Genomic DNA, 18,965 nt, shown 5'->3' on the forward strand with positions numbered 1-18,965 from the left:
ATAACGAAGAAATTTGTATTTTTGCCGCAGCATCGAGGTGACATTAGATGCAGAATTTATATAGGAACATTTATTTTAGTAAGCGTATTAAACCTATGTACACAGTAGTCAAACGCATGGAGGTGTCGGCTGCCCATAGCCTGCGCCTTTCTTATCCCAGCAAGTGTGAGAATCTGCATGGTCACAACTGGATTATCACCGTCTGGTGCCGTTCGCGCGAATTGAACGAGGACGGCATGGTCGTGGACTTTACCCACATCAAGCAGACGGTGATGGACCGTCTCGACCACAAGAATCTGAACGAAGTCATCCCCTGCAATCCCACGGCCGAGAACATCGCCCGTTGGGTGTGTGACCAGATACCTGCCTGCTTCAAGGTAGAGGTGCAGGAGTCCGAAGGAAACATGGCCGTCTATGAGAAAGATTAACGAAATATTCTACAGTCTGCAGGGTGAGGGGTTCCATACGGGTACTCCTGCCGTATTCGTGCGCTTTTCGGGGTGCAACCTGAAATGTCCCTTCTGCGACACGCGTCACGAGGAAGGCACGCTGATGACCGATGAAGCCATCCTGGCCGAAGTACAGAAATATCCGGCCCGCATGGTGATACTGACCGGGGGAGAGCCGTCGCTTTGGATTGACGGGACATTGGTAGACCTGTTGCATCGGGCTGGGAAGTACATCTGCATCGAAACAAACGGTACCCGTCCCCTGCCGGAAGGTATCGACTGGGTGACCTGTTCACCCAAACAGGGTGGCGTACTGAAGTTGGCCCGCATGGACGAAGTGAAGGTGGTGTACGAGGGACAGGACCTGACGCCCTACGAACAGCTGCCTGCCGCACACTTCTTCCTGCAGCCCTGCTCATGCCGGAATACGGCCGAGACGGTGGCTTGTGTGCTGGCGCATCCGCGTTGGCGGCTCAGTCTGCAGACGCATAAGCTGATAGACATACAATAAGAAAACTAACCATATCATTCAATCAATCTGATGAACCCATGAAAGTAGGTTTGTTTATTCCATGTTATATCAACGCCATCTATCCCCAGGTGGGAGTGGCGTCCTATAAATTGCTGAAGAGCTTGGGTGTAGACGTGGACTATCCGCTGGACCAGACGTGTTGCGGACAGCCTATGGCCAATGCCGGTTTCGAGGGCGAGGCTTCCAAGCTGGCCCTCCGTTTCGACGATTTGTTCAAGGATTATGACTACGTGGTCGGTCCTTCGGCCAGCTGCGTGGCTTTTGTAAAGTTGAATCATCCTGATATCCTGAAGCGCGAAGGACACGTGTGCCGGAGTGCGGGAAAGATTTATGACCTCTGTGAATTCATTCACGACGTGGTGAAGCCTGACAGCCTGAGTGCACGCTTTCCCCATAAGGTGAGCATACACAACAGCTGCCATGGCGTACGCGAGCTCAATCTCTCTTCGCCCAGTGAGCGTAACATTCCTTACTATAACAAGTTGCGCGATCTTTTGGGGCTGGTGAAGGATATCGAAGTATTTGAGCCGGCCCATCCGGACGAGTGTTGCGGTTTCGGCGGTATGTTTGCCGTAGAAGAACAGGCCGTCTCGGTCTGCATGGCCCAGGACAAGATCAGGCATCACATGGAAACAGGTGCCGAATACATCACCGGGGCCGACAGCTCCTGCCTGATGCACATGCAGGGCGTCATTGACCGCGAACATCTGCCCATTAAAACCATTCATATTGTAGAAATATTGGCTTCACAACTATGAGTACCAAGCATTCGAAAGCCGCCGAGAAGTTCCTCCAGAACAAGGAACAGGTGGCATGGCACAACGAGACCCTTTGGATGGTCCGTGCCAAACGCGACAAGATGAGCCGGGAATTGTCCGAGTGGGAAGACCTGCGCGAGAAGGCTTGTCAGCTGAAATTGTATTCCAACAGCCACCTGGAAGAGCTGTTGGTCGATTTTGAGGAGAACGCCACCGCCAATGGCGCCATTGTACACTGGGCCAAGGATGCGGAGGAGTATCGCAACATCATCTACGACCTGCTGCGCAGCCACGGCGTCAAGCGCTTTGTCAAGAGCAAATCCATGCTTTCCGAGGAATGCGAGCTGGATCCTTTCCTGATATCCAAGGGCATTGATACGGTGGAAACCGACTTGGGCGAACGTATCCTGCAACTGATGCACCTGCCGCCCAGCCATGTGGTGCTGCCGGCCATACACATCAAGCGTCAGCAGGTGGGTGAACTGTTCGAGAAGGAGATGGGGGCCGAAAAGGGCAACTACGATCCTACTTATCTGACCCATGTGGCCCGCAAGAACCTGCGCGACATTTTTCTGAATGCCGATGCAGCCATGACTGGTGCCAACTTTGCCGTTGCCTCGACGGGTGATGTCGTGGTATGTACCAACGAAGGCAACGCCGATATGGGCATGTCCTGCCCCAAGCTGAACATTTCGGCTTTCGGGTTGGAGAAGATTGTACCCGACATGGAGGCGTTGGGTGTCTTTACCCGTCTGTTGGCCCGCTCGGGTACAGGACAACCCAGTACCACCTATACGTCCCATTTCCGCTCTCCGCGTGAGGGAGGCGAGTATCACATCATTATAGTAGACAACGGACGCAGCGACATGCTGGCCGATACCGACCACATCCGTCTGCTGAACTGTATCCGTTGCGGAGCGTGCATGAACACGTGCCCCGTCTATCGGCGGAGCGGTGGCTATTCGTATACCTATTTCATTCCAGGGCCAATTGGCATCAATCTGGGGATGGCACACGATCCGCAGAAGTATTACGACAATCTTTCGGCCTGTTCGCTTTGCCTTTCCTGCTCCAATGTTTGTCCGGCCAAGGTCGATTTGGGCGAACAGATCTATAAGTGGCGTCAGGGGTTGAAGGCTATTGGCAAGGCCAGCAGCGAGAAGCAGTATATGTCTGGCGGAATGAAATTCCTGATGGAGCGTCCGGCCCTGTTCAATGCGGCACTTTGGGCGGCTCCGATGGTGAACGGGTTGCCCCGTTTCATGAAATACAATGGACTGAATGATTGGGGCAAGGGGCGTGAGCTGCCCAAGTTTGCTTCGGAATCGTTCAACGAGATGTGGAAGAAAAACAAAGTACAGGGAAAGGAGGAATCTGAGAAATGAGCAATCGTGACGAAATATTGGACAAGATACGTCGGAATACCAAGTTGCGTTTCGACTATCCCCGCTGGGAGATAAAGGCTACGACCTATGCCGACAAGGTGAAACAGTTTTGTGAAGTCAGCCGTCAGGTGGGAGGTGATGCAGTGGTGTGGCAGGAGGGCGATACGCTGGATGCCATCATACGTACGCGTTTCCCTGAAGCGCGTAGCATTGCTTCGACTTTGACAGAAGTGACTTGCGCTACGCTGAATCCCGACGAGGTGGAGCGTGCGCAGGATTTGAACGGAGTAGACCTGGCTGTGGTGTCGGGTGAAATGGGAGTGGCCGAGAATGGGGCGGTCTGGATTCCGCAGACCGTTCGTCATAAGTTGCTGTATTTCATTGCGGAGGCATTGCTGATAGTTGTGGATCGCAACCGTCTGGTCAACAATATGCACGAGGCCTATGCTGCTTTAAAGACAGTTTCCTATCCTTATGGCGTATTCATCTCGGGACCTTCGAAGACGGCCGATATCGAGCAGGCGCTGGTTATGGGAGCCCATGGCGCGCGTAAGGTGCTGGTCGTCTTGAAGTAATTTTTATCCTTACAACAAAAAATCCGATATCCTTTGAAGGATACCGGATTTTTTGTTGCACGGGAAGAGAGGCTCGAACTCCCGACACTCGGTTTTGGAGACCGATGCTCTACCAACTGAGCTATTCCCGTGTTTGCGGCTGCAAAGGTAGTGGAAAGTTTTGATTTTGCAAGACCTTTGCCGCTTTATTTTTCTTCTTGCCTCTGATTATACTTTCTTTTATAGCATTTGCAAGTCCTGATACATGACCCGATAGGCGGCCGCTTTCTTGTCCAGAGCCAACGGATAGGCCCGCGAGGAAGAGGGCATGCGATAGAGACGCAGGGGACGTCCTTCGAAAAGGAATTCGGTGAAGTCGCCCACCTTGGGAGCTGTAAGGGAGAACGTGCGGCACAATGTATCGGTAGCCTTTTCGCCGGTGGTGACGATAGCGCGGCATTGGGGAAGTCTTTCGAGCAGGCCGCGGACATCTGTAGGTTGTACCACTTCCAGAAACTTGTCGGATGCATTGTCCTGCAGACGTCGGACAGCCGTGGCCGTGTCATAAAGGGCAATACCTTTTTCCTGCAGGAAAGCAATGAGTTCTTCCTTGGAAAAGGCCCTTTTTCCCTTGACAACAAAGTGCTCTTTGTCGCCGAAGAAGATGAGGCCCACGATGCGCCACATATCGTTGTTCCAGTTAGGGTAATAGAACTCCATACTCCACCGCTTGCGTTGCGGCGGAAAGCTGCCCAACATCAGCAGCCGGGCAGCGGCCGGCAGGAAGGGTTCGAGCGGGTGCTGTTCTATTTCCATAAAAGGTCTGTCGGAGGTTATTCCTTGTCTTCGTGCTTCTTATGCTTGGCTTCCTTTTTGGCCAGTACTACGACGTTGTATACGTATTCTGTCATCCATTGTTCGGAGTAGCCCAGGCGTTCCTTGTATTGGCGTACGGCGGCAGCCGTCTTGTGGACGTCGTCTTTCTTCCACACAGTCTTGGTGCAGACTTCGTGGACGGTCTTTTCCGTCATGGCTCTGAGGGCGCCCTTGAAGATGGAAGGCATGCGGAATTTCCACTGCATCAGGTTGCCCATCAGCATCATCAGGTCGTTGGAGAATCCCTGGTACATGAAAAGGTAGGCTTGGACATCGTTCTGGGTGCGGCAATGCTTCTTGATGGAAGCTTCAATTTCCTTGAAGAAGTTTTCGCTCAGGCCATAGTCCTGCATCAGCATTTTCTTGGATGCGGCCTTTTCGGCCTGACCCAATCGTCCACCCTGGGTAGGAATCTTGAACAGGCGCTTGAATGTGGCAACGTCGGGCACGAAACGTATGTTGGTGATGCCCAGATTGGCCGCTATTACGGATTGGAAGTAGACGCGTGTCAGCAAGACAAAGTCTTCAACGTTCTTGGAGGAGTTCTCTTCGCTATTCTTTTTGAATAAGTTGGCAAATATTCCCATATATTTCTTATTGTATGATTATTCAGTTGTGGCGCAAAATTACGAAATAAGTTGATTTACACCAATATTGTATGGAGCTTATTTCTTAACTTTCTCGTACCGCATTTCAATCGGATTCATTTTTTCAGCCGGAAATGGAATTTGTGATGTTCGAAAACGGTCTCCACGATGTCGTAGCGGATGAATTTGGCCAGCAGGTGTTCGGCAGCACGGCGCGAAAGATGTGCCAGACGGCAATATCGGTTGAGTGACAACAGCTCGTTCTGTTTCAACAGATCGAGCAGCAGTTGCTCGCGTTCGGTATATTCCATCAGTTCGCCAAGCGGATTTCCACTTTGTTGCCATACACGCAGGTGTACCGGGGTGGCGAGGATGTTTTCATCTTTGATGCGGAGATAGGCCAGATATTTTCCCGATTCGTCCTGGGCATATACTGGTTTCTGTTCACTTTCCTCTATCTGTACAATCAGGATGTTCCGTCCTTCAATCTGAAAGGTTTGTGTCTGATATTCGACCGTCGGTTTGCAATAAAGTTCGGCGGCTGCTTCAATCATGTATATCTCTTCTTCCGAGCGCACGCCGGCTATCTTGCCATTGTCCTTAACGCCGATCAGCAACCGTCCTCCTTCTGTATTGGCAAAGGCGGAGAGGGTCTTGGCTATCTTGCGTGCGTCCGATATTTCGAATTTGAAGTCTTGTTGCTGATGCTCTCCTTCAGCAATCAGGGCATGTATATAATCAGTGTCTGTCAGAGGTTTCATGGCTGCAAAAGTAGGGAAAAAACGCTGAATATTCCTTTTTTCTCCTAAAAATGCGGCTACGGTGAAAAAAAATCTTCTTTTTGTGCGTTTATTTCACAAAAGAATGTATTTTTGCCGTACATTATTAACAAAGTAAATACTTAAAGGGATTATGAAAGAATTAGTAGAAAAGGTTGCTGAGTTATATGCAGCATTTGAGAAAGATGCAAAAGCACAGTTGGAAAATGGTAACAAGGCTGCCGGTACACGTGCACGTAAGGCCTCTTTGGAAATTGAAAAGGCAATGAAGGCTTTCCGTAAAGCATCTCTGGAAGCTGCAAAATAAGATAGCAGTAAAAGAAATTAAAAAGAAGGTGACTACTCTTCGGAGCGGTCACCTTCTTTTTTTAGTGGGTATTCTGAAGTGCCTGATAGACGGCTTCCCATTGGTTGCAAAAGTCTTGCATGGATGGAAATAACAGATTGGCGCCTGCATCGAGCAGCACTTGTTCGGCCAGGGGACCTGTATTGACGGCTATGGTGAAGATACCTGCCGCAACGCCTGCCTGTACACCGATAGGGGCGTTTTCGACGACAATTGCTTCATTGGGGGCTGCATGTACTTTCTCCAATCCCATCAGGTAGGGTTCAGGATGTGGTTTGCCGTATTTGACATCGAAGGCAGTAACCATGTGGTTCCGATCGAAGGTGTCGGGATAATTATGACTCAGTCTTTCTAATAGGGAAGTTTGTCCCGAGCCGGTGACCAATACGGGAGTAAGTCCGCAGGCTTTTACTTTTTGCATCAGTTCCCAAGCACCTTTCATGCGTTCGGGTTCGGGATGCTTGTTGAACTCCCGGCTTTTTTCGGCATAGATTTCTTCGATCATCTCGGGAGTGGCATCTTTGCCGAACTGCCTTTGGTATACAATGTTGATAGTCGATGCTCCTGTACGTCCTTCGTGCAGAAAAGCTTCCTCGCGGCTTAAGTGGAGGCCACGACGCTCCATTACCGTATGCCAAGCGTCGGCATGATAGGGCATGGAGTCGAATAGTACTCCGTCCATGTCGAACAATATTGCTTTGAGACGGATACAAGAATGCCCGCTACCTTGCAGATAGCGGGCTATGGATTGTTGAATGGAATTCATAGAGCTTACAGTCTTGCGCGGATAGCTTTGGATTCTTCTTCGTATCCAGGTTTGTTGAGCAGGGCAAACATGTTCTTCTTGTAGGCCTCTACACCCGGTTGGTTGAACGTGTTGACTCCCAACAGATAACCGCTGATACCGCAGGCTTTTTCGAAGAAGTAGAGCAGACCGCCGATACATTCTTCGTTCAGGGTCGGTACAGAGATACGCATGTTGGGTACACCTCCGTCTACGTGAGCCAGCTGTGTGCCCAGTTCGGCCATCTTGTTGACTTCGTCTACACGCTTGCCGGCCAGGAAATTCAAGCCGTCCAGGTTTTCTGCATCGCTGGGTACTTCCAGTTTGTGGGTCGGTTGTTCAACCGAGATAACGGTTTCGTAGATGGTACGTTCGCCTTCCTGAATCCATTGGCCCATGGAATGAAGGTCGGTCGAGAAATCTACGGCAGTAGGGAAAATGCCCTTACCTTCCTTACCTTCGGATTCACCATACAATTGTTTCCACCATTCGTTGACGTAATGAAGTTTCGGGTTGAAGTTGACAAGGATTTCAATCTTCTTGCCATTCTTGTACAATTCGTTGCGGGTAGCGGCATACAGAGCAGCGGGATTCTGTTCGAAAGGAACGTCCGCACCACAAGCCTTCTCCATTTCAACGGCACCAGCCACCAGCTTGTCAATGTCGAAGCCGGCTACGGCGATAGGAAGCAAACCAACTGGAGTCAGTACGGAGAAACGTCCGCCTACATTGTCGGGGATGATGAACGACTTGTATCCTTCCTTGTCGGCAGTCGTGCGTGCAGCACCTTTCTTGGCATCTGTAACGGCTACGATGACTTTCTTCGCCATCTCTTTTCCACGCTGGTCTTCGCATTGTTTTTTCAACAGACGGAAAGCGAGGGCAGTCTCAGTAGTTGTACCGGACTTGGAGATATTGATGACGCCGAATTTCTTGTCTTTCAGATATTCAGTGAGTTCGTATAAGTAGTCTTCACCGATATTGTGACCGGCGAAAAGAATGGTAGGGGCGTTCTTTTTTTCCTGCAACCAGACAAAGCTGTTTGAAAGTGCTTCGATGACTGCACGTGCACCCAGATAGCTTCCGCCGATACCTGCTACGATTACAACTTCACAATTTTCACGCAATATCTGTGCTGTAGCTTTCAAGTCTTCCAGGTGCTCTTTGGTGATGGATGACGGCAGGTGCAGCCAACCCAAAAAGTCGTTACCTTTGCAGGTGCCATTTTCCAAAGCGTCTTGTGCTTCTTTTACTTTTGCTTCGTAAGCGGCAACATTTTCTTTGGAAATAAATCCAAAAGTCTTTTCAATGTTTAAACTAATCATACTATCTTAATTTAAAAAAAGTTTTATCTGAAAGAATCTGTCAGCAATTTGATTTCTATCATGGGCGAGATCCGTTCATACAGAATGTTATAGACTGCATCCACAATAGGCATGTTGACATGATAGTGTTTGTTTATTTCCTTGATACACTTGGTCCCATAATAACCTTCGGCAATCATTTCCATTTCTATCTGGGCGCTTTTTACTGAATAGCCTTTTCCTATCATGGTGCCAAACGTACGGTTACGGCTAAAGTTGGAGTAACCCGTTACGAGCAAATCGCCCAAATAGGCCGAGTCGTTGACGTTACGGTCAAGTGGATGAACCGTTTGCAGGAAACGGTTCATCTCCTGTATGGCATTCGAGATGAGTACAGCCTGGAAGTTGTCTCCATATTTCAAACCGTTACAAATGCCGGCTGCGATGGCGTAAACGTTTTTCAGTACCGAACCATATTCGATGCCTGCCACGTCGTTGCTGACCGAAGTCTTGATATAGGAACAGCTGAGATGACGGGCAAAAACCGATGCTTTTTCGATGTCGGGACAAGCGATGGTGAGGTAGGACAGACGCTCCAGTGCCACTTCTTCGGCATGGCAGGGACCTGCTACTACAGCTATGTTCTCGGCCGGTACACCATATTCTTTGGTGAAGTATTCGGATACAATCAGATTGTCATCGGGGACAATGCCCTTGATGGCTGTAATGATAAATTTATCCTTGATTTTCGTCTTCAGCTTCTTCAAATGAGATTTGAGGTAAGGCGAAGGCGTAACAAATATCAGTGTATCGGATGCCTTGACTACATCGTTGATGTTCGAACTGAAATTGATCCGCTTGGTATCAAACTTGACGCCTGTCAGATAGGCGGGGTTATGGCCCAGCCGCTTGAAGTCGGCAATGCGGTCGTCGCGCCGCATGTACCAATTAATCGACTCTGCCTGATTGAGCACCATTTTGGCAATGGCTGTTGCCCAACTTCCTCCGCCCATGATGGCTATCTTTCCAGGAACTTTCATCTCTATTTCGTTAGTTCTTCAATCTTTCTATCCAGCCGGCCACGTCGTTCACGCTCGGATTGGCCAATTCCAACTTGTATTTCTTGTTGATGCCGCAAATGTCCATGTGCAGTTTTTGAGGGTTGACTTCTGCCATGTCGGCCACTTGATTGTATCCGGCTTTTTGAATCACAGGTACCCATGCTTCGGGGATGCCCAATTCCATGAACTTGGCAGGTGCATCTTTCGGTGTTACCTTTTCGGGGCGCATCTGCGGGAAGAACAATACTTCCTGAATGAAGGCCTTGCCTGTCATCAGCATGGTCAGACGGTCGATGCCGATACCGATACCCGATGTGGGAGGCATACCATATTGCAGAGCTTTCAGGAAGTCCTGGTCGATGAACATGGCTTCGTCATCACCCTTCTCGCTCAGGCGCAACTGCTCCTTGAAGCGTTCTTCCTGGTCGATGGGGTCGTTCAGCTCGCTATAGGCGTTGGCCAGCTCCTTGCCGTTTACCATCAATTCGAAACGTTCGGTAAGGCCCGGTTTGCTACGATGCATTTTGGTGAGCGGACTCATCTCGACAGGATAGTCGGTGATGAAAGTCGGCTGGATGAAGGTACCTTCGCAGAATTCGCCGAAAATTTCGTCAATCAGCTTGCCTTTGCCCATGGTATCGTCAATATCCATCTTCAGTTCTTTGCAGATTTGGCGGATTTCATCTTCGCTCTTGCCGTTGAGGTCATAGCCGGTCTTTTCCTTGATGGCATCGAGGATAGGCAGACGGCGGTAAGGAGCTTTGAAACTGATAGTCTTGCCGTCTATTTCAGTTTCTGTACAACCATTTACGGCAATGCAGATGCGTTCGAGCAGCTTTTCGGTGAAACTCATCATCCAGTTATAGTCTTTGTACTGTACATAGAGTTCCATGCAGGTGAATTCGGGGTTATGGTTCTTGTCCATACCCTCGTTGCGGAAGTTCTTGCCGATTTCGTATACACCTTCAAATCCGCCCACAATGAGTCTTTTCAGGTAAAGCTCTGTAGCGATACGCAGATAGAGGTCGATGTCCAGCGAATTGTGGTGGGTAATGAACGGACGGGCACTTGCACCGCCGGGGATAGACTGGAGGATAGGAGTCTCCACTTCGGTATAGCCGGCTTCGTCCAACACGGCACGCATGGTAGAAATAACTTTGGAGCGCTTCAGGAAAGTCTCTTTTACGCCGTCGTTCACGATGAGGTCAACGTAGCGTTGGCGATAGCGAAGTTCAGGGTCTTCAAAGGAATCGTACGCCACGCCATCCTTGTATTTCACGATAGGCAGGGGCTTGAGGCTCTTGGCGAGTACGGTCAGCTTTTTGGCGTGTACGCTGATTTCGCCCATCTGGGTACGGAAAACAAAACCTTCGATACCGATGAAGTCGCCCAGGTCGAGCAAACGTTTGAACACGGTGTTGTACATGTCCTTGTTCTCATCAGGACAGATGTCATCACGGGTGATGTACACCTGGATACGTCCTTTGGAGTCCTGAAGTTCGATGAAGGAAGCTTTTCCCATGACACGACGGCTCATCATACGTCCGGCGATGGACACCTGGCGAGGCTCGTCTTCGTCTTTGAATTCAGCTTTTATGTCTGTAGAGAAAGCGTTGGTTACATACTCTGCTGCGGGATAGGGTTCGATACCCATCGCGCGAAGTTCATTCATGCTGTTGCGGCGAATGATTTCCTGTTCACTTAGTTCTAAAACGTTCATATCGTTAATTTTCACTCAATTTGGGTACAAAAATACGAAACATTTTTCACATTCGCATGCTTTTTCGCCAAAATGAAGAACGGCGTGAAGCCTGTGCCGGTGAAAAATGGTCAGAAAATGCTGACGGCTGTCTTCGTGGTAAGCAGTTCGAGTGCCTTCAGCCCCATTACCGAATTTCCTTTCTTGTTGAGCCGGGGGCTCCAGACGGCTACGGAGTATTGTCGCGGACAGATGGCGGCTATACCTCCTCCCACGCCACTCTTGCCCGGTAATCCTACCAGGTAGGAAAATTCGCCGGCCTCGTCATAGAAGCCACATGTCTGCATGATGGCATTGATGCGTTTCACTTGCGAGGTGGTGAGTTCGGTTCCGTCGAAGCTGAAGGCGTGCGTGTGGTCGGCAAAGGGTAGGAAGGCGCGCGACAATTCGCGGCAGTTCATCTTGACCGAACACTGGCGAAAATAGAAGCGGAGTACGCGCTCCACGTCGTTTTCGATATTGCCATAATACTTCAGCATGTTCACGATAGCCGCATTCAGATAGCCGTTGTCGCGCTCCGAAGCGGCCATACTCTCGTCGTATTGGATGGAATCGCATCCGCAAAGGCTACGCACAAAGGCCAGATATTCACGTTCGGGGTATTCCAGTACGGAGAGAAGAATGTCGGTCATGACAAGCGCCCCTGCGTTGATGAGTGGATTGCGGGGGATACCATGCTCCAGCTCCAGCTGGAAGATGGAGTTGAAGGCATTGCCCGAAGGCTCCACACCGATACGTTGCCAAAGGCGGTCGTTCAGTCGGGCAAATCCCATGGCCAGCGCAAAGACTTTCGAAATACTCTGGATGGCAAATCGTTCGTCGCAATCGCCCATCGCAAAGTCTTGTCCATCGAGGGTGTGCAGGCAGATACCGTAGCGGTCAGGGTTTACCTTCAACAGGTCGGGGATGTAGGCGGCAGGTTCTCCCTGTCTGGCATAGGGTTGTATCTCCTGATAAATTTCTTGAAGAATCTGGTCGTAGTTCATAGCTGTAAAGTTTGGATGTACAAGGAGTTTAGAAGCGTACTTGTACTTGGGTCTGCAACAGGTTGGAGCTTTCGCCCAGATGGGGATCGCAATAGGTATATTGCAGCTGCAGACGGCATTTGGGGTAAAACCACCATTGCAGGCCGGCTATGTAGTTGGTCTGCTTGTTGTCCGTTGCCTTGTTCTTATTGAAGTAGTCGTAGGAGGCGATGAAGTCCAGCTTGTCACTGATGAGATGCACGTTGGCCGTGGCATAATAACCGTCGCTCTTCACACTGCCGTCTTTTCCTGCCAGGTATTCACTACGCAGGTCTAATTGTTTGAGCTTGATTTTGAGACCTGCCGCCCAGCGGTTACGCGTATAACTGTCGCCTACGTTGATGTCGGGGTTGATGTCGGAAGTCGCTACAGCACATCCTTTTCCCTTGATGAAAGAACCGCCTACGGACAGCCATTTCAACGGGTTGACCATCAGGTTGCCCACGATGTCTTTCTGGTTGTTGCCGTCCTTCAGGTTGATGCCCTGTCCGTTCATGACAGCTATCTTGTAGCTCAGCAGACTTTTGAAGAGGTCGCCATAGATCATCAGCCCCATATCGCGGCCGGTAGTCGAGCCGTAGAGCGGGTCGCTTCCGTTGTATCCGGCCAGGTAGTTGGTAGCCTGTGAGTTGACGTTGATCAGTTCGAGGACGCTGGGCGACATGGGATTTTCAATGGAATACATCGTCTTGAACTGGCCGACGCGTACGCTGATTTCAGGCAGAAAATGATATTCAGTATACATTTCTAGCACCTTGGGCGAGTTGGCCAGGCTGTACATGAAGTAACACGACCAGCGGTCGGTGATACGTCCGCGAGCCATGAGGATGGCACGTTTGATGTCGAATGTGTTGGTTTTGCTTGTGGGCTGGTCGTTGTAGGTATATCCCAGCTGGATGTATCCTTCCAGCGTAATGCGATCTTTCAGCGTGTTTACGACGTTGGTCAGTGTTTTGGCCTGTGGCTTTTTCTCATCCTCCTGTTTGCTTTGTGCGGAGGCCGTGGCTATGAAGGCGCATGCAAGCCATAGTATCAGTAGTTTCTTCATTGGGGTTTTTAAAAAAAGAAAGAGGGCGCATCTCTTTTTTGACACACCCTCTTTCGGTTGGTGATTATGTTTTATTCGTTGATGGCTGCAATACCCGGAAGAACTTTTCCTTCGATAGCTTCGAGCAATGCACCACCACCGGTCGATACGTAAGATACGCCGCTGGCCAGACCGAACTTGTTGACGCAAGCTACAGAGTCACCGCCACCTACCAGTGAGAAAGCACCGTTCTTCGTTGCTTCTACGATAGCTTCGCCTACGGCACGTGAACCGTGTGTGAAGTTGTCGAATTCGAATACACCTGTCGGGCCGTTCCACAGGATAGTCTTGGAGCTCTTGATAACATCGGCGAAGAGTTTCTCACTCTCAGGACCTATGTCAAGGCCTTCCCATCCGTCAGGGATTTCGTTTACCTTGCAGAACTTCGTGTTGGCGTCGTTCGAGAAGGAGTCTGCAATCTTGGCATCGGTAGCCAATACCAGATTCACACCTTTTTCCTTAGCTTCCTTCATCAAGTCGAGAGCCAGGTCGAGCTTGTCGTCCTCGCAAATGGAGATACCGATCTTGCCGCCCATAGCCTTGGTGAATGTATAAGTCATACCGCCGGCGATGATGAGGTTGTCTACCTTGTTCAGCAGGTTTTCGATGATTTCAATCTTGGAAGAAACCTTTGAACCACCCATGATGGCAGTGAACGGACGATGAATGTCGTTCAATACTTTGTCAACAGCCTTCACTTCCTTCTCCATCAGGTAACCGAACATCTTGTGGTCCTTGTCGAAATATTGTGCGATGAGTGCTGTAGAAGCATGTGCGCGGTGAGCGGTACCGAAAGCGTCGTTCACGTAGCAGTCGGCATACGAAGCCAGCTTCTTGGTAAATTCCTTCTGGCTTTCCTTAACCTTGGCTTTGGCTGCTTTCTTCTCTTCGTCGGTAGCATCTTCGGCCAGGCCACGGGGCTTGCCTTCTTCTTCTGCATAGAAGCGCAGGTTTTCCAGCAGGAGGGCTTCACCCGGTTGCAGAGCGGCAGCCTTTACAGCAGCTTCTTCGCCCATACAGTCGTTGGCAAACTGAACTTCAATGCCCAGCAGCTCGTTCAGGTGGTTCAGGATGTGTTTCAGAGAGAATTTTTCGGCTACGCCTTTCGGACGACCCAGGTGGGAACCGATTATCAAACTACCGCCGTCGGCCAGAATCTTCTTCAGTGTAGGAAGAGCGGCACGCATACGGGTGTCATCAGTGATGTTGAAATTCTCGTCCAGGGGCACATTGAAGTCCACGCGGACGAATGCCTTCTTACCGGCAAAGTTGAATTGATCAATTGTCATAATGCTCTATTTTATTTAAAAGTGTTACGAATCTTCTCGCTTTACTTGCCCGCAAAGTTAGCATTATTTTCTGTAATATGTTCGCAACGGGCACTTTTTTAAATCTTGAATGTTAAAAATATGTTGGATATCCCCCTGTAAATTAACTCTTCACCTCTTTGGCTCCCGTTCTTTTTTCGTAATCCTTGCAGAGCATCTTCAGGCCGCAGGCATCGCATTGGGGTGTACGTGCCTGGCACACGTAGCGTCCGTGCAGGATGAGCCAGTGGTGGGCGATGGGGATGTCGGCCTCGGGGATGTGCTTGGTCAGTTCCTTTTCCACGCTTAGCGGGGTGGTGCAGCCTGGCCCTACCAGTCCCAGCCGGTGGCTGACGCGGAAGACATGCGTATCTACCGCCATGGCAGCTTTGTTGAACACGACCGACTGGATGACGTTGGCTGTCTTGCGTCCCACGCCGGGCAGCTTGACGAGTTCCTCCAGCGTGTCGGGCACTTGGCTTCCGAAGTCTTTGACGAGCATCTGTGCCATGCCCACCAGGTGGCGGGCCTTGTTGTTGGGGTAGGACACGCTACGGATGTATTCGAATACCACTTCGGGCGTGGTGGCGGCCAGCGCTTCGGGAGTGGGGAAATCGTGGAAGAGCGGGGGAGTGATCATGTTCACCCGCTTGTCCGTACATTGGGCCGACAGGATGACAGCGATGAGCAGCTCGAAGGGGGTGTTGTAGTGTAGCTCCGTTTCGGCCACAGGGCGGTTTTCCCTGAACCAGGCCAGTATTTTTTCGTATCGTTCTTTCTTTCTCATCTCAGTTTGTTTTGGTGGTAATGGGGCGCCACTTTCAGGTTGAAATACAGCATGGACACCACCGTCAGGCAGGCGCCGAAGAGGTAGGCCTTGTCGAAGGTGCTGATTTCGGCAATGTATCCGCCGGCCAGCATGCCGATGCCGATACCCACGTCCCACGAGGTGAGGTAGGTCGAGGTGGCCGTGCCGCGCTGGCTGTTGGGGGCCAGGTTGACGAACAGGGTATTGTAGGCTGGAAACATGGTGCCGAAGCCGATGCCCAGCAGCAGGGCGATGGTGAAGAACATCACCGTACAAGCCTGGCTGTCCCAGCGGATGATGTATACGCATGCGGCCAGCAGGAAGAAGCTGAACACTACCAGTACCAGCCCTGCGGATATCACTTGCGTAATCTTTCCCTTGTCCACCAGCCGGCCCGAAAAGAGCCGCGACACAGCCATACCCAGCGCCATGAAGGTGAAGAAGAAGCCCGTAGAGGCGTCTATCTCAATCTGGCGAGCATACATGGCTACGTAGTTGGTCGTCATGCCATAGGGAATGGACAGAAGCAGGAGGCTGGCTCCTGCAGGAAGTCCCTTGAGCAGGATGAAGCGGTCGAGCGAGATGGGGTCGCGTTTCACTGGCGGCTTGTAGGGCGTCTTGACCAGCGAAGCACAACAAAAGCCAGCCAGGCACGAGCCCAGCGAGGCGCAGAATATCCACGTGTAGCCGATGCCTGCGTCGTGCAGGAAGAGACCCGTCATGGGGCCGATGGACATGGCAATGTTGTTGGCCAGCCCGTAGTAACCCAGTCCTTCGCCGCGGCGCGATGAGGGCATGATGTCGATGACCACCGTATTGCCACCTACCGTCACCATGCCGAACGACACGCCGTGGACGATGCGCAGGGCGATGAAGAGGGTTAGGGTGCCGGCCAGCAGATAACCACCGAAGATAGACGTGAAGATGAAGTAGGCCAGCAGGTAGAGGGGCTTGCGGGCAAACGTGTCGAGCAGGTAGCCCGAGAAGGGGCGGATGCATAGGGCCGCAATGGTGTAGCACGACAGGACGAGCCCCATGGTGAACTTGTCCGCTCCGAACACTTCCGTCAGGTAGAAGGGGAGTACGGGCATCATCAGCCAGAAGCCGAAGTAGAGCAGAAAGTTGGCTGCCAGGATAAAGCAATAACTCGGAGTGATGAGCCGGTCTTTCATGAACGGTCGGTTTTAGCGGTTAGCAGTGAATGGTTAGTAATGAGTGGTCGGTGTATTTTCGGACGGATGCTCACCGCTCACCGTTAACCACTCACCACTCACCGCTCACCACTCACCGCTGCCCTATGTCTTATCGTGCCGCTTCGAATTCTTTCAGGAAGCGGGTATCGTTTTCAGAGAACATGCGCAGGTCCTTCACCTGATACTTCAGGTTGGTGATGCGCTCGATGCCCATACCCAGGGCGTAGCCGGAATAAACCTTGCTATCTATGCCGCAAGCCTCGAGCACGTTGGGGTCCACCATGCCGCAACCGAGGATTTCTACCCAGCCGGTACCTTTGCAGAAGGGGCATCCCTTGCCGCCGCAGATGTTGCAGCTGATGTCCATTTCGGCACTGGGCTCTGTGAAGGGGAAGTACGACGGACGCAGACGTATCTTCGTCTCGCTGCCGAACATCTCCTGGGCGAAGAGCAGCAATACCTGCTTCAGGTCGGTGAACGACACGTTCTTGTCGATATACAAAGCCTCTACCTGGTGGAAGAAGCAGTGCGCACGGTAGCTGATGGCCTCGTTGCGGTACACGCGTCCCGGGCAAATGATGCGGATGGGCGGTTCGGCATGCTCCATGGTACGTACCTGTACGGAGCTGGTGTGCGAGCGCAGGATGATGTTCTTGGTCACGTCGCCGGGGTTCACATTGACGAAGAAGGTGTCCTGCATGTCGCGTGCCGGATGATCGGCGGCGAAGTTCAGTTTGGTATATACGTGCAGGTCGTCCTCCACTTCGGGTCCGTCGGCGATGCTGAAGCCCATGCGGGCAAAGATGTCGATGATTTCGTTCTTGACGATGGACAGGGGGTGGCGTGTACCCAGCCCGATGGGGTAGGCGGTACGTGTCAGGTCGAGGTCGTCGCAACCCGTGTCCTGGCTTTCAAACTGCTCCTTCAGGGCGTTGATTTTCTCCTGTGCCTTGTTCTTGAGTTCGTTCAGCTTCATGCCCACTTCCTTTTTCTGTTCGGCGGGCACGCTACGGAAGTCGGCCATCAGTTCATTGATGGTACCCTTCTTGCTGAGGTATTTGATGCGGAGCGCCTCCAGTTCTTCGGCGTTGGAGGCCGTCAGTGCTTCCACTTCCTGCAGAAGCTCGTTGATTTTAGCTATCATATCGTTGTTGTCTTTTTGAATTTCGTCTTGGTTTGAAAACGTTGCAAAGATACAACTTTCTTGTCACATCGTTCCGTTATGTGCCGGAAAGATACGAAAAAAGTCCTTGAAACTTCCGTTTTCAAGGACTTTGCGTGGAGCATAGCGGACTCGAACCGCTCACCTCGACACTGCCAGTGTCGCGCTCTAGCCAGATGAGCTAATACCCCAGAATGTAAACGTTTGCACCGTGGCTTTCGTTTTGATGGCGCAAAGATAATGCATATTTCTGAAATAATTGCTATGTTTGCAGAAAAAAATAACGAAATAACGAAAAAAACTATGTTGGTCTACAATACAACCTATCATGTGGAAGACGGACAGGAGAAATATTTCCTCATCTGGATGAAGGAATTCTACCTGCCCGAAGTCGAGAAAGAGGGTACGTTGCACGCTCCGCGCATCTTGCGCATCCTGAGCCATCGCGAGGAGGGCAGTTCCTGCTATTCCGTCCAGTTCGAGGTCGAAAGTTCGGCCCTGCTCCATCGCTGGCACCGCGAACAGGGAGTGAAGCTCAACGAGGAGCTGCTCCGCATCTTCAAGGACAAGGTGGTGGGATTTCCCACGTTGATGGAGGAGGTAGAGTGATAACGCCGGTCAAGGAGAAGATTATCCTGGGCATCGACCCGGGTACCAACCTTATGGGCTACGGTGTGTTGCGCGTCACGGGTACCAAGCCCGAGATGGTGGCCATGGGCGTCATCGACCTGCGCCGCGTGGGCGACACCTACCTCAAGCTGAAGCACATCTACCAACGCGTGCTGGGCATCATCGACAGCTACCTGCCCGACGAGCTGGCCATCGAAGCCCCCTTCTTCGGCAAGAACGTTCAGTCCATGCTCAAGCTGGGGCGGGCGCAGGGAGTGGCCATGGCCGCCGCCCTGAGTCGCGACATCCCCATCACGGAGTATGCGCCGCTCAAGATCAAGATGGCCATTACCGGCAACGGACAGGCCTCGAAGGAGCAGGTGGCCGACATGCTCCAGCGCATGCTCCGTCTGGACAAGACCGACATGCCCACTTTCATGGACGCCACCGACGCGCTGGGGGCTGCCTACTGCCACTACCTGCAGATGGGGCGCCCCGCGGTGGACAAGGCCTACCGCGGATGGAAGGATTTCATCGCCAAAAATCCCGACAAGGTGCGTTGAGAGTGGAGAGTTGAGAGTGGAGAGTTGAGAAGATATA

General features: G+C 51.4%; 21 protein-coding genes and 2 tRNA genes. 8 read left to right on the forward strand and 15 right to left on the reverse strand.

Annotated features, from left to right (window positions below; translation table 11 throughout):
* The first annotated feature begins 95 nt into the window (after positions 1-95).
* Genes queD through RDO88_RS01515 form a run of 5 tightly spaced genes read left to right on the forward strand, consistent with a single transcriptional unit; the run spans position 96 to position 3,699 of the window.
* Positions 96-428 carry a 6-carboxytetrahydropterin synthase QueD gene (gene queD / locus RDO88_RS01495; protein ID WP_307757680.1) on the forward strand — a complete coding sequence of 111 codons (333 nt, stop codon included), beginning with the start codon at positions 96-98 and terminating at the stop codon, positions 426-428.
* Positions 415-960: a radical SAM protein gene (locus RDO88_RS01500; protein ID WP_307757681.1), complete on the forward strand. Its 546-nt coding sequence runs from the start codon at positions 415-417 to the stop codon at positions 958-960. Before queD ends, RDO88_RS01500 begins: the two co-directional genes overlap by 14 nt.
* Positions 961-998: 38 nt before the next feature.
* Complete coding sequence (locus RDO88_RS01505; protein ID WP_307757682.1) at positions 999-1,739, forward strand: heterodisulfide reductase-related iron-sulfur binding cluster; 741 nt, start codon at positions 999-1,001, stop codon at positions 1,737-1,739.
* The gene (locus tag RDO88_RS01510; RefSeq protein ID WP_307757683.1) at positions 1,736-3,124 is read left to right on the forward strand and encodes an LUD domain-containing protein; all 1,389 of its coding nucleotides are present in this window, start codon (positions 1,736-1,738) and stop codon (positions 3,122-3,124) included. The genes RDO88_RS01505 and RDO88_RS01510 overlap by 4 nt, the downstream gene beginning before the upstream one ends.
* Positions 3,121-3,699 carry an LUD domain-containing protein gene (locus RDO88_RS01515; protein ID WP_307757684.1) on the forward strand — a complete coding sequence of 193 codons (579 nt, stop codon included), beginning with the start codon at positions 3,121-3,123 and terminating at the stop codon, positions 3,697-3,699. Before RDO88_RS01510 ends, RDO88_RS01515 begins: the two co-directional genes overlap by 4 nt.
* A gap of 58 nt (positions 3,700-3,757) precedes the next feature.
* Here RDO88_RS01515 and RDO88_RS01520 read toward each other — a convergent pair.
* The 4 genes from RDO88_RS01520 to RDO88_RS01535 all read right to left on the reverse strand — a co-directional run bounded on the left by RDO88_RS01520 (position 3,758) and on the right by RDO88_RS01535 (position 5,902).
* Positions 3,758-3,830: transfer RNA gene (locus RDO88_RS01520), tRNA-Trp, on the reverse strand.
* An 88-nt stretch (positions 3,831-3,918) separates the two neighbouring features.
* Entirely contained in the window at positions 3,919-4,494 is a 576-nt protein-coding gene (locus tag RDO88_RS01525) for a uracil-DNA glycosylase family protein (protein WP_307757685.1), read from the reverse strand.
* A 17-nt stretch (positions 4,495-4,511) separates the two neighbouring features.
* Positions 4,512-5,141 (reverse strand): hypothetical protein, encoded by a 630-nt coding sequence (locus RDO88_RS01530; protein ID WP_307757686.1) that lies wholly within the window; start codon positions 5,139-5,141, stop codon positions 4,512-4,514.
* Between the two features lie 116 nt (positions 5,142-5,257).
* Entirely contained in the window at positions 5,258-5,902 is a 645-nt protein-coding gene (locus RDO88_RS01535) for an RNA-binding domain-containing protein (protein ID WP_307757687.1), read from the reverse strand.
* Positions 5,903-6,053: 151 nt separating this feature from the next.
* Here RDO88_RS01535 and RDO88_RS01540 point away from each other — a divergent pair, with 151 nt between their 5' ends.
* Positions 6,054-6,227, forward strand: coding sequence for a histone H1 (locus RDO88_RS01540; protein WP_106068360.1), 174 nt, complete (start codon positions 6,054-6,056; stop codon positions 6,225-6,227).
* Positions 6,228-6,288: 61 nt separating this feature from the next.
* On the opposite strand, the gene RDO88_RS01545 is transcribed toward RDO88_RS01540, so the two are convergent.
* From RDO88_RS01545 to RDO88_RS01595, 11 genes are all read right to left on the reverse strand, one after another.
* Entirely contained in the window at positions 6,289-7,032 is a 744-nt protein-coding gene (locus RDO88_RS01545) for an HAD-IA family hydrolase (RefSeq protein WP_307757688.1), read from the reverse strand.
* Positions 7,033-7,037: 5 nt separating this feature from the next.
* Positions 7,038-8,375, reverse strand: coding sequence for a glucose-6-phosphate isomerase (locus RDO88_RS01550; RefSeq protein WP_307757689.1), 1,338 nt, complete (start codon positions 8,373-8,375; stop codon positions 7,038-7,040).
* A 23-nt stretch (positions 8,376-8,398) separates the two neighbouring features.
* A complete protein-coding gene (locus tag RDO88_RS01555) occupies positions 8,399-9,394 on the reverse strand; it encodes an NAD(P)H-dependent glycerol-3-phosphate dehydrogenase (RefSeq protein WP_307757690.1) in 996 nt (331 codons plus the stop codon).
* A gap of 10 nt (positions 9,395-9,404) precedes the next feature.
* On the reverse strand, positions 9,405-11,135 hold the full coding sequence (gene lysS / locus RDO88_RS01560) for a lysine--tRNA ligase (RefSeq protein WP_307757691.1): 1,731 nt from the start codon (positions 11,133-11,135) through the stop codon (positions 9,405-9,407).
* A 110-nt stretch (positions 11,136-11,245) separates the two neighbouring features.
* Positions 11,246-12,160: a glutaminase gene (locus RDO88_RS01565; protein ID WP_307757692.1), complete on the reverse strand. Its 915-nt coding sequence runs from the start codon at positions 12,158-12,160 to the stop codon at positions 11,246-11,248.
* Positions 12,161-12,188: 28 nt separating this feature from the next.
* A complete protein-coding gene (locus tag RDO88_RS01570; protein WP_307757693.1) occupies positions 12,189-13,247 on the reverse strand; it encodes a porin in 1,059 nt (352 codons plus the stop codon).
* Between the two features lie 71 nt (positions 13,248-13,318).
* Entirely contained in the window at positions 13,319-14,578 is a 1,260-nt protein-coding gene (gene pgk / locus RDO88_RS01575; RefSeq protein ID WP_307757842.1) for a phosphoglycerate kinase, read from the reverse strand.
* A 139-nt stretch (positions 14,579-14,717) separates the two neighbouring features.
* A complete protein-coding gene (gene nth, locus RDO88_RS01580; protein ID WP_307757694.1) occupies positions 14,718-15,380 on the reverse strand; it encodes an endonuclease III in 663 nt (220 codons plus the stop codon).
* Positions 15,377-16,573 carry an MFS transporter gene (locus RDO88_RS01585; RefSeq protein ID WP_307757695.1) on the reverse strand — a complete coding sequence of 399 codons (1,197 nt, stop codon included), beginning with the start codon at positions 16,571-16,573 and terminating at the stop codon, positions 15,377-15,379. Before RDO88_RS01585 ends, nth begins: the two co-directional genes overlap by 4 nt.
* 130 nt (positions 16,574-16,703) lie before the next feature.
* On the reverse strand, positions 16,704-17,738 hold the full coding sequence (gene pheS / locus RDO88_RS01590) for a phenylalanine--tRNA ligase subunit alpha (RefSeq protein WP_307757696.1): 1,035 nt from the start codon (positions 17,736-17,738) through the stop codon (positions 16,704-16,706).
* A 135-nt stretch (positions 17,739-17,873) separates the two neighbouring features.
* A tRNA-Ala gene (locus RDO88_RS01595) sits at positions 17,874-17,947 on the reverse strand.
* Between the two features lie 112 nt (positions 17,948-18,059).
* On the opposite strand from RDO88_RS01595, the gene RDO88_RS01600 reads away from it, so the two are divergent.
* Both RDO88_RS01600 and ruvC read left to right on the forward strand, forming a co-directional pair.
* On the forward strand, positions 18,060-18,365 hold the full coding sequence (locus RDO88_RS01600) for a DUF4286 family protein (protein WP_302457874.1): 306 nt from the start codon (positions 18,060-18,062) through the stop codon (positions 18,363-18,365).
* Positions 18,362-18,928: a crossover junction endodeoxyribonuclease RuvC gene (gene ruvC, locus RDO88_RS01605; RefSeq protein ID WP_302457875.1), complete on the forward strand. Its 567-nt coding sequence runs from the start codon at positions 18,362-18,364 to the stop codon at positions 18,926-18,928. The genes RDO88_RS01600 and ruvC overlap by 4 nt, the downstream gene beginning before the upstream one ends.
* Positions 18,929-18,965 lie beyond the last annotated feature (37 nt).

Origin of the sequence: uncultured Mediterranea sp. (genome assembly GCF_902493215.1) — a bacterium.
Classification (GTDB): domain Bacteria; phylum Bacteroidota; class Bacteroidia; order Bacteroidales; family Bacteroidaceae; genus Bacteroides.